The sequence below is a fragment of the Selenomonadales bacterium 4137-cl genome (genome assembly GCA_032334055.1).
In the GTDB taxonomy this organism is placed as follows: Bacteria; Bacillota; Negativicutes; order Sporomusales; family UBA7701; genus Anaeroselena; species Anaeroselena agilis.
In genome coordinates this window covers 1,922,091-1,935,574 of sequence record JAUOZS010000001.1, presented here as the reverse complement: position 1 = coordinate 1,935,574, position 13,484 = coordinate 1,922,091, and the positions used below count along the sequence as shown (strand labels likewise).

Annotated in this window: 15 protein-coding genes; 9 read left to right on the top strand and 6 right to left on the bottom strand. The window is 53.1% G+C overall.

Annotated features, from left to right (window positions below; translation table 11 throughout):
• The first annotated feature begins 5 nt into the window (after positions 1-5).
• The 6 genes from nrdG to Q4T40_10235 all read left to right on the top strand — a co-directional run bounded on the left by nrdG (position 6) and on the right by Q4T40_10235 (position 4,318).
• The gene (nrdG, locus tag Q4T40_10260) at positions 6-536 is read left to right on the top strand and encodes an anaerobic ribonucleoside-triphosphate reductase activating protein (protein MDT8901625.1); all 531 of its coding nucleotides are present in this window, start codon (positions 6-8) and stop codon (positions 534-536) included.
• A gap of 608 nt (positions 537-1,144) precedes the next feature.
• The gene (locus tag Q4T40_10255) at positions 1,145-1,429 is read left to right on the top strand and encodes a hypothetical protein (GenBank protein ID MDT8901624.1); all 285 of its coding nucleotides are present in this window, start codon (positions 1,145-1,147) and stop codon (positions 1,427-1,429) included.
• Positions 1,430-1,731: 302 nt separating this feature from the next.
• A complete protein-coding gene (locus Q4T40_10250; GenBank protein MDT8901623.1) occupies positions 1,732-2,049 on the top strand; it encodes a hypothetical protein in 318 nt (105 codons plus the stop codon).
• A gap of 534 nt (positions 2,050-2,583) precedes the next feature.
• On the top strand, positions 2,584-2,838 hold the full coding sequence (locus tag Q4T40_10245) for a hypothetical protein (GenBank protein MDT8901622.1): 255 nt from the start codon (positions 2,584-2,586) through the stop codon (positions 2,836-2,838).
• 135 nt (positions 2,839-2,973) lie between these two features.
• Complete coding sequence (locus Q4T40_10240) at positions 2,974-3,636, top strand: hypothetical protein (GenBank protein MDT8901621.1); 663 nt, start codon at positions 2,974-2,976, stop codon at positions 3,634-3,636.
• A 247-nt stretch (positions 3,637-3,883) separates the two neighbouring features.
• Positions 3,884-4,318 carry a DoxX family protein gene (locus Q4T40_10235; protein MDT8901620.1) on the top strand — a complete coding sequence of 145 codons (435 nt, stop codon included), beginning with the start codon at positions 3,884-3,886 and terminating at the stop codon, positions 4,316-4,318.
• Between the two features lie 102 nt (positions 4,319-4,420).
• Here the strand turns inward: Q4T40_10235 and Q4T40_10230 are convergent, their stop codons facing one another.
• From Q4T40_10230 to Q4T40_10215, 4 genes are all read right to left on the bottom strand, one after another.
• Positions 4,421-5,506, bottom strand: coding sequence for a hypothetical protein (locus Q4T40_10230; GenBank protein MDT8901619.1), 1,086 nt, complete (start codon positions 5,504-5,506; stop codon positions 4,421-4,423).
• Between the two features lie 172 nt (positions 5,507-5,678).
• Complete coding sequence (locus tag Q4T40_10225; GenBank protein MDT8901618.1) at positions 5,679-6,284, bottom strand: lactate utilization protein; 606 nt, start codon at positions 6,282-6,284, stop codon at positions 5,679-5,681.
• Positions 6,285-6,352: 68 nt separating this feature from the next.
• Positions 6,353-6,544 carry a hypothetical protein gene (locus Q4T40_10220; GenBank protein MDT8901617.1) on the bottom strand — a complete coding sequence of 64 codons (192 nt, stop codon included), beginning with the start codon at positions 6,542-6,544 and terminating at the stop codon, positions 6,353-6,355.
• A gap of 843 nt (positions 6,545-7,387) precedes the next feature.
• Entirely contained in the window at positions 7,388-8,914 is a 1,527-nt protein-coding gene (locus Q4T40_10215; GenBank protein MDT8901616.1) for a glycosyltransferase family 39 protein, read from the bottom strand.
• 448 nt (positions 8,915-9,362) lie between these two features.
• Here Q4T40_10215 and rsgA point away from each other — a divergent pair, with 448 nt between their 5' ends.
• Both rsgA and Q4T40_10205 read left to right on the top strand, forming a co-directional pair.
• On the top strand, positions 9,363-10,442 hold the full coding sequence (gene rsgA, locus Q4T40_10210) for a ribosome small subunit-dependent GTPase A (GenBank protein MDT8901615.1): 1,080 nt from the start codon (positions 9,363-9,365) through the stop codon (positions 10,440-10,442).
• Positions 10,443-10,683: 241 nt separating this feature from the next.
• Positions 10,684-10,947: a hypothetical protein gene (locus tag Q4T40_10205; protein ID MDT8901614.1), complete on the top strand. Its 264-nt coding sequence runs from the start codon at positions 10,684-10,686 to the stop codon at positions 10,945-10,947.
• A 47-nt stretch (positions 10,948-10,994) separates the two neighbouring features.
• Here the strand turns inward: Q4T40_10205 and Q4T40_10200 are convergent, their stop codons facing one another.
• Together Q4T40_10200 and Q4T40_10195 are read right to left on the bottom strand one after the other, a co-directional pair.
• Positions 10,995-11,354, bottom strand: a complete 360-nt coding sequence (locus Q4T40_10200; protein MDT8901613.1) for a PepSY-associated TM helix domain-containing protein — start codon at positions 11,352-11,354, stop codon at positions 10,995-10,997.
• 152 nt (positions 11,355-11,506) lie between these two features.
• Positions 11,507-12,031 (bottom strand): spore coat protein, encoded by a 525-nt coding sequence (locus Q4T40_10195; protein MDT8901612.1) that lies wholly within the window; start codon positions 12,029-12,031, stop codon positions 11,507-11,509.
• 153 nt (positions 12,032-12,184) lie between these two features.
• On the opposite strand from Q4T40_10195, the gene Q4T40_10190 reads away from it, so the two are divergent.
• Entirely contained in the window at positions 12,185-13,411 is a 1,227-nt protein-coding gene (locus tag Q4T40_10190; GenBank protein ID MDT8901611.1) for a GGDEF domain-containing protein, read from the top strand.
• Positions 13,412-13,484: the final 73 nt, after the last annotated feature.

The following is a 13,484-nucleotide window of genomic DNA, read 5'->3' as shown; positions in this document are numbered from 1 at the left end:
CGCCCATGAAAATCCGTCTCGCAGGCTACACCCCCGAAAGCGTCGTCGACGGCCCCGGCATCCGCTTCGTCCTCTTCGCCCAGGGCTGCGAACATAACTGCCCCGGCTGCCACAACCCCCAGACCCACGACAGGGAAGGCGGCGACCTCGTCGACCTCGCCGAAATCTTCGACAGAATAAAAAAAGCCAAACTCATCCGCGGCGTCACCTTCTCCGGCGGCGAACCCTACCTCCAGGCCGCGCCCCTCGCCCAGCTCGCCCGTCAGGTCAAAGCCCTCGGCCTCGGCCTCGTCACCTACAGCGGCTACCGGTTTGAAGAACTCTACGCCCTCGCCGCCCGCGACAAAAACATCCGCGACCTCCTCGCCGCCAGCGACATACTAGTCGACGGCAAATACGTCGCCGCCCAGCGGGATATAAGTTTGGCGTTCCGCGGGTCCGCCAATCAAAGGCTTATTGATGTGCCTAGGTCTTTGTTAGCGGGACAGGCTGTGGAGTGGGATGAGCTCGACACAGGGGACAAGCTTTTCGCTTAATCGTCCCGCTCTTATGGGGGGCCCGTTGATAAGCACCCATCTGCGGCGTTGCTCCTCGGCTGCCATCCTCAGCGTACACCCGAGTACGCTTCCGGTGTCATCCTCCGGTGCGCCTTGCATCTGGGCACTTCTGAACGGCCCCGGCAAATCAAAGTAGATACGGTATAGTACACGAGGGACTTTCATCGGATACTTACCGACGCAAGACTGAAAAAGCCTGAAGCGCCGGAATATGCGCTTCAGGCTTTAATTACCAAAAAGCCGAACTTACGTTTGGTAATATGCAGGATTTACACAATATACGGCGAAATTAATAGCGATGAAAGGAGGAATGTGAGACGAACTATTATCCCTTTATAACAGGAAAAAACGCAGTTGCAGCTGCGCTTTTCCTGATGAAATAAATGCATTTGGAGAACGGAGTTGTCGCTCGCCCGTTCAATATTCGAGCTAGTGTTTGTTCACTTCAAAAAGTCCTAGGGTTAGTCTACCCCAAAGACCATTTAAGGGATACACTAATCGAATATCTTGTTATCATCAGTTCGCGACAAAATAACTAATTCCTGCTATAATTCCGCAGGAATCTAAGAAAGTGAGAGGATATAGAAATGCCGTTCATTCAGCAAAATCCAAAAATATATAATAAAGTGCAGGTCGAATATCTATACCCGAATCAATACGGTGTGTACGGAATTTTTAAACAAAGAGTTTGGATATATATCGGAAAAGGTGATATTCGGCAACGCCTGCTGGACCATCTTAACGGAGACAACCCTAGCATACTCTATCAGAATCCCACCCATTGGGTCGCAGAGGTAACACCATATGCAGATGAAAGAGAAAAGCAGCTAATTTTAGAATACAGGCCCATCTGCAATAAAAAAGTAGGGTAGTTTAATTATGAAAGGAGAAGTGAACTATGTCTAAAAAAGGATTACCCCCTGGAACTCCAACTCCAAAATCTGGTCAATATGGTGTTCTTGGGCCACGGGGAGGAAATACCGGCCGTGAGATTACCTCAACTGAAGGTAACCGGCTTCCTCCGGGGCAGAGACCTGGGGAAACCTATGTACTTAATGACGCAACAAAGCACAAGAATTAACTCTACTCGACGATTACTAAGTAACAATAGGGCAGGGGATGAGGGGGCCGGCTATTCGCCGGCCCCTAAAGCATGTCCGTTAAGATCGTCTGTATGAATACTTTGCAGGGAAAAACAGGAAAAGAGAGAAGGATTATTTATAAATTAAATGGGGGTATGATGATGGGTAGAAAATTACTGATTAGCTTAATGATACTCCTTGTTTTCATCTTTTCCGGGGTCGCCTGCGCAGCGGAAAACCCTTTCAAGGGGCTAACGCAGGAGCAAATTATCCAGAAATATTTTGCGGGGAGGCAGTTGGACCCGATCGAAGGGATTTGGCTTGACGAGCGAAAAGACTTGCAGATAATCCTCAAAACCGCCTTGATAGACACGCAAAAAAATACGACAAGCAAGATTACCTTGAGATAGAATATGCCCTTTCGGAGGAGACCGAGGTTGTCGGCATCCGCAAAACCCTGTATTCCTTCACTTTCGAGCGGGGGAAGTTGAACCATGACTTCCGCTTGCTGAGTACGACCGCCTTGCATTATGGCGTGGAAAAATTAACTAGTTCCGGCAGATGCACCGAAGACCGCTTTTATACCCGTATTTATCCCGGCGAAATGAAATAACAGCAGGAAAAAAGAGCAAGCCCGCGCGCACCGTCGCCTACGGACGTCCGTGTCCGAATGCTTCTCGCATGGCCACGCGCGCGGCGGTGTGAGGCCCAACGGCTACGGCCCGATAAAAGGAGACGGTCCCAGAAACAAGGAGGAGTTAGTATGAAAAAATATTCAGCTTAAGTTTAATTCTGTTATTGCTCTTTGCTTTTACTGGGATTACTTATGCAGCGGAAAATCCTTTTCCGGGACTAACGAAAGAGCAGATTACAAAAAAATATTTTGAAGGCAGGCATTAGACCCAATTGAGGGTGTTTGGGATTGCATTGGCCTGGTGTTTATCATGAAAGCCAGCTTGGTCGATAATCTAAAAGATTACAAAGACTATGATTACATCATGGTTGAATACGGCCCGTATAAGGAAATACCAAAGAATGTTGATATATTTGGGATACATAAAACTGATTTACCGCATGCATATGCATATGGGAAGTGGAATAGAATACTGAAACAGATAAGCCCAACTACCTTAATTTGGGAAGAACATGACTGGCGTGATTTCTGGCGTCATTACATTACTCGTATTTATCCAAACTGATTTGAAATAATCCCGATGCGAACAAAAGCCTTAATTTGTAGCCCTTAGTGAATTTTGGGGCTAGGGAGAGGGACCGGCGGTACGCGACCCTTGAATATCTCGGTAATATAATAATTCTTTGTAAGAGGTATGTGCATGAAGAAAATACTCGTTATCTTTTTAGCTTGCATGCTTTTTCCGGTAGTCGCGCTTTGTTCCACAACGAAGATTTTAGATCAAGATGCAGACCTGCACCCCCAAGGGTGGACTTCTGGAACATTAAAGTTTAAACAAGGCAGTTCTGTAGAATTCAATGAACAAGGGGAAGTGATCTCTGGCGTATTAAAATATAATGAAGTGTTGCACTCCTTGGGTAGGGGCCGCTTTTTTGGTTATCCTCTTGGAAGTCATATTACCTCGAACTATTTAAACTTCAAAGCCGACTCCGGAATAACGTTCGACGAACATGGCCTTGTAATTTCCGGAACACTAACAGACGATACATATTTATATTTGATTTACATGTCAGAGCCCGAAGTCAAGTTTCAAGGCGGTACGACTATTTTGTTTGACAAAAATGGAAATGTGTCAAAGGGTGTACTAAACAAAGATGCCCTGTTACGACCTGCCGGTTCGAAGATATTCTCACCCAATAATGCCGGATTTTTGACATTCAAGGCCGGAACAGAAGTCGTTTTCGGCCCCGATGCGCGGGTTATAAAAGGAACGATCGCAAATGATATTACGGTAAAAGGAATAACATATCTGGCAGGTACGACACTGCAGTTTAATGAATCCGGGTATCCGCAAAAAATTTAGCAGTAATAACAACAGGGCAGGGGAGAGGGGGCCGGCGTAAAGCCGGCCTTTTGAATATTTCTCGCTCAGTATGACGAGCCGCCTTGGGGTCGAACAAGCATCAGAGGGCGGCTTTTTTTGTCAGCGTAAAAGGCAATAATATGAAAAATATCTTTATTAATAATGAATATTATATTATAATAAAAATAAATAAAAACTTGTTTTACACGTTAGCCGACGATTACAGCGGCAAAAAGGAGGAATCCATATGACCAAGCTGGCTCGACGCTTTAACTTCCTGGAAAATTACAAGGACGAGGCGCTTTTGTTCGCCCGGTTGGGGCTTTGCTTTATGTTCGTCGTCGTTCACGGCGGGCCGAAGCTCTTCGGCGGTCCGGCGAAATGGCTGGAAGTGGGCTCGCTGCTCAAAGTCCTCGGCATCACCGCCATGCCCGTCCTGCTCGGCTTTATCGCCGCCGCGAGCGAATTTTTTGGCGGCATACTCATCGGCCTCGGCCTCTTCACCCGCCTGGGCGCCTTCCTGATCTTCGCCACCCTCGTCTTCGGCGCGGCCTTCATGCTCGTCACCAAAGGTCTCTTCGCCGCCGCGCCCGCCACCGAAGACGCCCTGTTCATGATCGTCCTCATGGCGGTGGGTGCGGGCAAATACAGCCTCGACCGCAAGTGGTTCGGGCCAAACTAAATAATCAGCGCCCGGCCGCCCTGGCCGGCACGCACCAAGAGTCCAACACACGATAGGACAGAAGAGAGGGGGCCGGCGTCAAGCCGGCCCCCTCGAAGCTCTTCATTCGCTCCCGGTCGAATAAGCCGCGACCGGCATTCTGAATCCGGCCTTGAACTTGGCGGTGAGCAATTCGATCGCCTCGGCGAGGCTTACCTGCTTCTCGGTGTCGAATATGAAATTCCCCAGGTATTTGCCGCTATCCACCGAAAGCACTGTGATATCGTTTTTAACTCTGTAGGTCGCTCCGCCGAAACTATTTCCTTTGTCACTATAATACATTCTGAACAATACCACGGTGCGGTAGCCGGAGTCTTTGCCGAACTGAAGCAAATGTTCCTTTTTGACGACCAAAGCCTTCTGCCTCGCGCTATCGTCCACGACTTTGACGATAAACTCCATATATTCCGGTGATTTGGACTGGTAGTCGCCATAGTTGGTAATATCGGCGTCACGCATTTTTTCGGTGATTGCCTTCGTCACCGCGGAGAAAAGCTCGGATTTGTCCATAACAGCGCGCGGCAAAAACGTCAGCACCGAAATGCTGTTGACCGGCGCGGGTCTGATTTTTTCCGCATCGGCTGGTGTCCATTTGAAGTCGCTCTGCAGTTGGTCCGCCGCAAGTTGAATACTCTCCCGGAACGGGAGCAGCTTCTCGCCGGTGTCAACAATTTTATTCATGAGAACCTTCTTGGCCTTTACTGAGAACACTGTAATATCCGTTTTAACCCGTGTTTTCTGCCTGGCGTCCCAGCCCCCGCGGTCATACTCGCCCGAACTGATGACGACAAATACAACGTGGCTTGCCCCCGTGTCTTCACCGTATTTATAAAAGAACTTATCGGGAACTACCAATACCGCCTTTTCGTTGGCGGGGTAAGACTGGATACTCTCCACGAACTCCATGAACGCCGGCGATTTAGCGCTGCTGCCGCCGAAAATGGCGACATTGTCGGCGCCGAATCGTTTCTCCAGGCCTTTCGTGATAATATCCATACACTTGGTATCTTCCCGGTATAACTTATCCAAAAACACGATTACGGAAACCTTGCCCTGTTCGGCCGCACCCTCCGCCGGATTGGCCGAGGCCGTCATCCCCGCCGAAAAAACCAATACCAGGACAACGGCAGCGATAATCAGAATACGCATCCCATAACCTCCTTTTTCCAATAATGATAATATTAGGCATTTTACCCGCGATTCCTTTTTCGCACTACAACCTCCCGACCTTTTTCCGAGCGTCAAGCCGGCCCTCAACATCCCCCCGAAAAAGACGAATCCCCGCAAGCGCGTTGCAGGGATTGTCCTTTGCCTTAGCCGTTCAAAAGCCAAGCTCTTCGTCTATCAGCACCACTTCCATATCGATGTCGTTCATCTTCTTGAAATGAATCAACATCCCGTTGCAGATGCGGTCCGGGCTGGCGCAATCGTAGCAGCGGTCCCCGCGCCGGGCGCAGGGCGTCCTCAGCCCCAGCCGCGCCGCGTTGCGGGGCGCGGCCACGTTGCGGGCGCGCCACACGGCCGCCTCCAGCGTCGGTGCGATCTTATTGGCGCCGACAACGAAATACACCTTCTGATGGCCAAACAGCGAACCGGCCAGACGGTTGCCCGTCCCGTCGATATTTACCAGCTCCCCGGTTGCCGCCAAAGCGTTGACGGATGTCAGAAAAACTTCCGTCGTCAGGCATTCCCTCGCCGTATCCGTAAACGACTTCCCGGCGGCGCAGTGCTGGGGATCGACGACCCTGTTGCGGGCGGCGAGCCGTTCGAACAGCCCCATGCGCCGCAAAGTGTCGGAATCGCCGAACCCTACCGACTTGCCGGTTATACCGCCTTCCAGATAGCGGGCCGCGTCCTCGGCCGTTGCGAAGCAGGTTACCCGGTAGCCGTTCTTCTCAAGCGCGGCAATCGTCCGGTCGAAATCCACAGCCTTCCCCCGCCTCCGCTTTCCTTCTGTTTGGCCCCCCCCGGCACCAGAACCCTCCCGGGTCTTCGTCATCCTTCCTGCCCGCCACCGTTCATCAAATTATCCACCGCGATGGCCAATTGCGCGGCGAGATAAACGGAGATAAATCCCAGCAAAACAGCGCAAAGCAGCAGGTAAATTGAAGAACCGTAATAACCCCAAAACCAGAGGGCAATTCCCGCGCCTACGCACAGATAACCGGTGATGACCGCGTCCGTCAACCACTTAACCTGTGAGGGGCTGACATGTTTCTTATCACAGTCGAAGCGTGAGCGAATGTCCGTGAATGCGTGTTTTATGAATGATAAATTCAATATTGGCACCAACAAACCGAAAAACAGTTTATAGGCGGATATCCGCTCGTCGCGGGGGATGATTTAATTCTCGCGGCATTTGCCGCGGCTTGTGTCAGCCAGCACGAATATAGCAAATGGTTTACCATTCCCACAAACACGACCAGCAGAAAAGCATCGAAACAAATCGTCAGATGCTCTCTTATCCGGGCTTTAAGCACACTTACTACCAATACAGTACTATCGTCCGGATTTAGCACTCCCATAAGTCCGAACAACCCTGCCCCTAATTTCGCAAGAAAATTTATCAATACGACTGAGCTAATGATAAAGGCAAAAAACAAACAGCGTTGGAAGAAGAGGCTTGTCTTTACTTCAAACATAATAAATCACCTCAGTTCCATGATTATACAACTAAGGGAAAAAATCCTTTAACGGGTACAACGCGCATTCCGCCCTGCGCCCGGCAAACCTTGACAACCGGGCCGCATCCGGTTTGCGATACCGGGAAAAGGGGGCATTTACTATGCCTAAAGACCGAACTTGGAGCTTGTGTTCGTCCCGGAGGGAAAACGGACGAACTAAAGGCCAGTTTCCCTCCAAAAGCGTAAATGCGAATTTTGGAGGCAGAAATGGAAAACATAAATTTAGCACACTATAGATTTACGGGGCTGGTTCTATTATTAGAGGGCCGGCTTTTAGGCCGGCCCTCGGGCTTTTGGTTGGACCCATATCTTCCTTTTATCCGAATACATCAGGCCTGGGCCAACCTCAAAATGCCTGATTGGAGTTTAATTTAGCTCTGTCCATGCTGCGGTAAACCCAGACATCGAAGTATTTGGTTTTACCAGCCATTTGATAGTGATTTAAAAAATTATCTCTAAACGAGCCGTTAAACAAATAATAAGCGAAGGGTTTTTCCCCCCTGGGAATAAGCCAGACCCTTATCGCGCCGTCGTTCAGTTTCTGGGCCGTTGCGGCCGGTATAGTTACGCCCGAGCCTGCCATATCCCCTAGGGCGACCATATCGATGAGATACGGGCTTCCGTGAAAAACCGGCAAAGGAGTAATATTGCTGTAAAGCATACTATCCTTTTCTCCATAGCCGATAGCTAGCGTACATCCCGCATAATCAGCCTCCAGGCGCCGTAGATCTTGGATAATTGTCTCCCCGCCGCTAGCCTTTATTTTCTCAACCATTCTTTTTTGGGGATTGATGCCGCCGATAGTCACAATGACAACAATCAGCGTTATCAGCGCGACGCTCAAGTATCGCGCCCCCGGAGAAACGGCTGACGGCTGCCAAGAGGCCTGTTTTTGCCTGACATAACCGATAAATAGCATATATAAGTACATAAACGTGGGAATAAGCGGTATTAGGTGGTTAGTGCCGCTTCCTACCTTTGAGCCTATTATCGACGGCAAAACCGTGGCGACAAATACAACGAGAAGAAGGGGCCTGTGGCTCAAGTAAAATGATCGCAAGTTAATGCCGCATAATTTCCCGACCGCGACAGGCAATATAACGATTGCAGCAACAAGCAATATCTTGGCGACAATTCGACCGACCATTATACCGTGATTAATCGAGCCTGACAGCCAAAATAAATAATTTGTCAGTGATACATATGGCGATAAGAATGGCACAACGGCCAATAATATTGATAGACCGCCGATAACGGCAACGGTTCTTGCCCCAAAGCTCCTGTACACGAGGTATAAGATCGGCAAAAAATATATAAAGCCGTGTATCTTAAGATTTATCATCAACCCCAAAAGTAGGGCGATGACAATGATCAACTGAGACCGTTTCTGCAAAGCTTCGACAAAATAAAGGCCCGCAGTTACGCACAAAAGCATCAATGCATCCGGGCGGATCAGATATGTGTAAGGCCAGTGCATAAAAAGCCATGCTTCCAGACCCAGCAAGCAGACGCTGTCCACTCTCGAAAGACGTTTTCTAAACAGCAGCCAGGAAAACGCAATCGAAAGCATCAGAGCGCCGACAGTGGCAACCTTCGCTGTCAGATAACTTGGACCGAACGCTTTCATAATATAGCCGACGACAAAATAAACTATTGGCCCGTGCTGCAGGCTGTAACGCTCGGCTGAATCCGGGCCCACATATAACGGGTTACCATTTGCCAACAACCAGGAAACGGTAGAAAACGTTACCTCGCCTTGCTCGCCAAAACCGTTGCTGAACAAATAAAGAACCGGGGTTATTAAAATACCGGCAATGCCGACAGCCAGCCAGGAGCTAAAACCCCAGCGCAGAATCGCATGGCTACTTTTCAAAAGTAATACCTCATTACTACGAAAAATTCCTTAATTCTTTCTTCGTTATCCGGTATATTTCCTTTATTCCCAACCACAAAATTGACCTTCCTCTCAAACCGTCAAACTGGGCAACGGGAGTTAGGAAAAAGCCGCTTAGGAAGCGTAATGTTAATTAGCTGATGATAAAGGCGCAGCATTTTCAGCCGGTGTTTTATTAGCCGGTGATTCTATCGAAGGGTTTAAAGACAGGGGAGAGGGGGGCCGGCGGAGCCGGCCCAAAAAATTCCGCCCTGCGCCCGGCAAACCTTGACAACCGGCCGTATCCGGTCTATGATACCTGGTGAAAGGGGGCATGCAATATGTCTAAAAAACCGAACTTGGAGCTTGTGTTCGTCCCGGAGGGAAAACGGGCGAACTAAAGGCCATTTTCCCTCCAAAAGCGTAAATGCGAATTTTGGAGGCAGAAATGGAAAACATAAATCTGGAACTATACGGGCTGACCCCGCGGTTCAGCCAGGAAGCCACCCTCTACGAGGGTCTGTTCATCGCCAGGGTAACCGAGCAGCACCGCGACCTCTACAAACTAATCGGCGAGCGGGGCGAATACAACGCCGCCGTCGCCGGCAAACTGGCCTATAGCGCCGCCGGCGGCGCGGATTTCCCGGCGGTCGGCGACTGGGTCATGACCGACAGGGCTGACGACTCCGCCGGTACCGCCGTCATCCGCCACATCCTCACCCGCAAAAGCCTGTTCGCCCGCAAGGCAGCCGGCACGGCCGTCGCCACGCAGATAATCGCCGCCAACATCGACACCGTCTTCATCTGCATGGCCCTCAACGCCGACTTCAACCTGCGCCGCCTGGAACGCTACCTCACCGTCGCCTTCGACAGCATGGCCGCACCGGTCATCGTCCTCACCAAAGCCGACCTCTGCGGAGACCTGGCCGCGCGGCTCGCCGAAGTCTCCGCCGTCGCCGTCGGCGCCGATACCGTCGTCTCCTCCGGCAAAGAGGATGGCGGCCACCGGGATATCCTCCCCTATATCGGCGCAGGAAAGACGATCGCCTTCATCGGCTCGTCCGGCGTCGGCAAATCGACGCTCATCAACCGCCTCCTGGGCAAGGAACTCCTCGCCACCAGGGAAATCCGCGCGGACGACGGCCGAGGGCGGCACACCACCACCCACCGCCAATTGTTGCTGCTTCCCGGAGGCGGCATCGTCATCGACACCCCCGGCATGCGCGAACTGCAGCTCGATCACGGCGACCTGGCCGGAGCCTTCGCCGACATCGAAGCGTTGGCCGCGAACTGCAAATACAACGACTGCTCCCACACCCAAGAGCCCGGCTGCGCGGTCCGCAAAGCCATCGAAACCGGCGCCTTGCCCGCGGAACGCCTTGCCAGTTACGAAAAACTGCAAAAGGAAATCGGCTACGAGGGCCTCAACTCCCGCCAACTGGAGCAGGAAAAAATCCGCAGAATGTTCGGCGGCCTGGGAGAAATGAAACAGGTCATGCGGAACGCAAAAAACAAACACAAAAGATAAACGTGAAGGGGGCCGGCGCAAGCCGGCCCCCAAAAATCGCAGTTTTCCCCGCAAAAGTGACTAGCCTCGCGGCCGGCCATCCAAAATACCTATGGCGCAAACAGAAAACCCGGCAAAAAAATGCAGGGTTTTGCCCGCAAGCCCTGGAATTAATGACAGCAAAAGAAGCGGACGGGGGAGAGGGGCCGCTGCCGGCCTTGCCCGCTCCCGCGAAAACAGCGTAATAAGGTGGGGTGTGATTATGGAATTCGACGGCGCGGTTATCAAGGAACGGGATGTTACCTATGCGGTGGTGGCGGTAAAAGGAGGCGTAATCGACAGCGACAACACCTTAGCGGCGGAGCAGGCCGTAAACTCGTACCAAAAATACTTCCCCAGCCTGCCGGTTGTCCTCATCGCCCAGGATCTCACCGGGTCGCCCACCTACTACGGCGACAAAGACATCGTCACCCTCCTGGCCCGCCTGCCCTTCAACCAGATACCCTGGAAACGCTACGGGGCATAGCCTGCCCATAAAAAGCCCAAGCGGCGCGCTTGGGCTTTTTCGCACCGTTACCGCCTGCGGCCGCGCGCGCGAAGAGCGGGCACCGCCAGACAAACCCCCGTCACCGTAAGCACCACCAGGCCGACCGCGGAAACATCGATAACCCACCTCAGGTCCAGACCGCCCACCCTGCCCTCGTGAAGCCCCTTAGCCAAACCGTAAACACCGGGGGCGCTCTTCGCCCGCTCAGGCGCCGCCTGCCCCTGGGTACCCTGTGTCGAAGCCTGAATCCCCGGCGGCTTCTGTTTTACCGCGCCGAACCATCCCGGCTCCGCCAGGATCAGCCCCGACACCGCCTCGACAAGCAAAACCACGGCCAAAATCAACCCGACCCACAAATGCACCTTCCGAACCAACCGATACAACACCCGCCACCTCCTGCAACCGGAATCCTGCGCATATTATACACTTCTCACGAAGTCAGTAAAATTATATAATACAATTTGAAAAAATAACCATAGGAAAATCCTTTGAAAAAACAGCGAACCCGGCGGAGCCTTCCTCCGCCGGGTTCTTGTCGTCACTGCGTACTATACATCCCGTGGCTGCTCAGGTAATTATAAATACCCTCGCCGTGCTGCTGCTCCTCCTTCTGGATATGGTTCAGCGTCTGGCGCACGTTCGCGTCCGTGAACTCGAAAATCGCCGTATCGTACGCCCCCGAAACATACTTCTCCGTCATCAGCATATCGCTGCACAGCATCGCATCCGCCTGGCTCGCCTGCGCCGCCCCCGTCAGCGACGTGGCCTGCGCGCCGCTCTGCCCGTTCGCCTGCTGGCTCTGGCCTGCCTGCGACTGCATCCCCTGCTGACCCTGTCCCTGGCTCTGACCCTGCTGGCTCATGCTCGGCGCCTGTCCGTTCAGCAGCGAGTTCAGCGTATCCAGATGCGTCTGCTCCTGCTGGGCGTACGACCGGAACAACTGCTTAAGCTGCGGGTCCTCCGCCTTTGAGGCGTACTGCTGGTACTTCTGGATGCACACCTTCTCGTGGGACGTCTGATCCTTCAGCAGTTGCTTCTCCTTCTGCGTCAACTGTAACGTCATATATCCACCTCCTGCCGTTTGCCCTAGTTTACCCTACGGCGGGCAATTCCATTCCTCCCAGAAAAATAGCCGGCCGCCATTATCTGGCAGTTCCGCTCCGGGCCGGCCCAACGTCCTTCGCCCGGGCCGCTTTGCCCCGCAGCGGAGAATTATGTGCCAGTAAAAGGAAATATGCCGGTGGAAGGCGAAAAGATACTGTTACTGCTTACGCCTGGAGATGATTGCAAATTGCTCGCTCTCGCCCGAAAAATCGAAAACAGACTCGAACCGCGCCTCGACGAACGCCTTGAGCGCGCCTACAGGACGCGCTACCTGCACAGCGACGCCCTGATCGCAAAGCTGTTGGCCGCCTTCTGGGTCGCCATCAACCTGTTCTTCGTCTATGTCGACTTCCTCGTCCTCGACGGCGGACCGCTGCTTCCCCAGTCGCTCGCCGTCAGGGGGATACTTCTCGTCGCCATCACCGCCTACGTCGTCAGGCTCGGCCGCTCCGTAAGCCCGGCGCAGTACGACCGGCTGACCTTCCTCATGTGGCTCGTCGCCGCCGCCTGCATCCTATTCCTCCAGGCCTTCCTGCGCCCGCCCACCTACATAAACTACTACACCGTCGACATCCTACTCATCATGAGCATATACGTCGTCGTCCCCGGCACCTTCTGGAACCGCGTCATACCGGCGCTCCTGTACACCGCCGGCCACTTCGCCATCTTCTTCCTCATCAAAATAGTCGACCAGCCCGCCATCGTCCTTATCTTCGTCGCCTCCTTCCTCATCGTCAACATCATCGGCCTCTACTTCTCCGCCCGCTACTACACGTCGCGCCGCCGGGAATACCTCGGCCGCCACCAGGACGCGGTCACGCGCGACAAACTCGCCGAACTCGCCACCCGCGACGAACTCACCGGCGCGCTCAACCGCCGCGGCTTCTTCCGGCGAGCTGAGGAAGAATTCGCCGTCCGCGCCCTCGATGACTCGCCCCTGTCACTATTCGTCATCGACATCGACCACTTCAAAGCCATCAACGACACCTTCGGCCACCACGCCGGCGACGACGCCCTCAAGACCTTCAGCGCCCACATCCTCGACATCATCCGCGAGCGGGACAGCTTCGGCCGCACCGGCGGGGAAGAATTCGCCCTGCTGCTGCCCCGCACCGACGGCGAAAAGGCCGTAACCATCGCCGAACGCCTCCGCGGGCAGTGCGGCCGCCTCTTCGAACAATCGACGCCTCCAGCCCCGGCCTTCACCGTCAGCATCGGCGTCGCCCAGGCCCAACCCGGCGACAAAACCGTCTACGACCTCTACCGCCGCGCCGACAAAGCGCTATACCAGGCCAAGAACGGCGGCCGCAACCAGGTTAGCTTCAGCGCCGGGCAATAAACCCCGCCCTGAAAACCGCAACCAAAAGCCCGTATCCCTCCGGATACGGGCTTTTCGCTTGCCTGAACAAAAC

Coding starts and splice junctions, on each gene's coding strand:
- rsgA (MDT8901615.1), top strand. CDS start 9,363: ATGGAAAACATAAATCTGGAACTATACGGGCTGACCCCGCGGTTCAGC.
- Q4T40_10230 (MDT8901619.1), bottom strand. CDS start 5,506: ATGCGTATTCTGATTATCGCTGCCGTTGTCCTGGTATTGGTTTTTTCG.
- Q4T40_10245 (MDT8901622.1), top strand. CDS start 2,584: ATGAAAGCCAGCTTGGTCGATAATCTAAAAGATTACAAAGACTATGAT.
- Q4T40_10205 (MDT8901614.1), top strand. CDS start 10,684: ATGGAATTCGACGGCGCGGTTATCAAGGAACGGGATGTTACCTATGCG.
- Q4T40_10255 (MDT8901624.1), top strand. CDS start 1,145: ATGCCGTTCATTCAGCAAAATCCAAAAATATATAATAAAGTGCAGGTC.
- Q4T40_10250 (MDT8901623.1), top strand. CDS start 1,732: ATGAATACTTTGCAGGGAAAAACAGGAAAAGAGAGAAGGATTATTTAT.
- Q4T40_10195 (MDT8901612.1), bottom strand. CDS start 12,031: ATGACGTTACAGTTGACGCAGAAGGAGAAGCAACTGCTGAAGGATCAG.
- nrdG (MDT8901625.1), top strand. CDS start 6: ATGAAAATCCGTCTCGCAGGCTACACCCCCGAAAGCGTCGTCGACGGC.
- Q4T40_10240 (MDT8901621.1), top strand. CDS start 2,974: ATGAAGAAAATACTCGTTATCTTTTTAGCTTGCATGCTTTTTCCGGTA.
- Q4T40_10235 (MDT8901620.1), top strand. CDS start 3,884: ATGACCAAGCTGGCTCGACGCTTTAACTTCCTGGAAAATTACAAGGAC.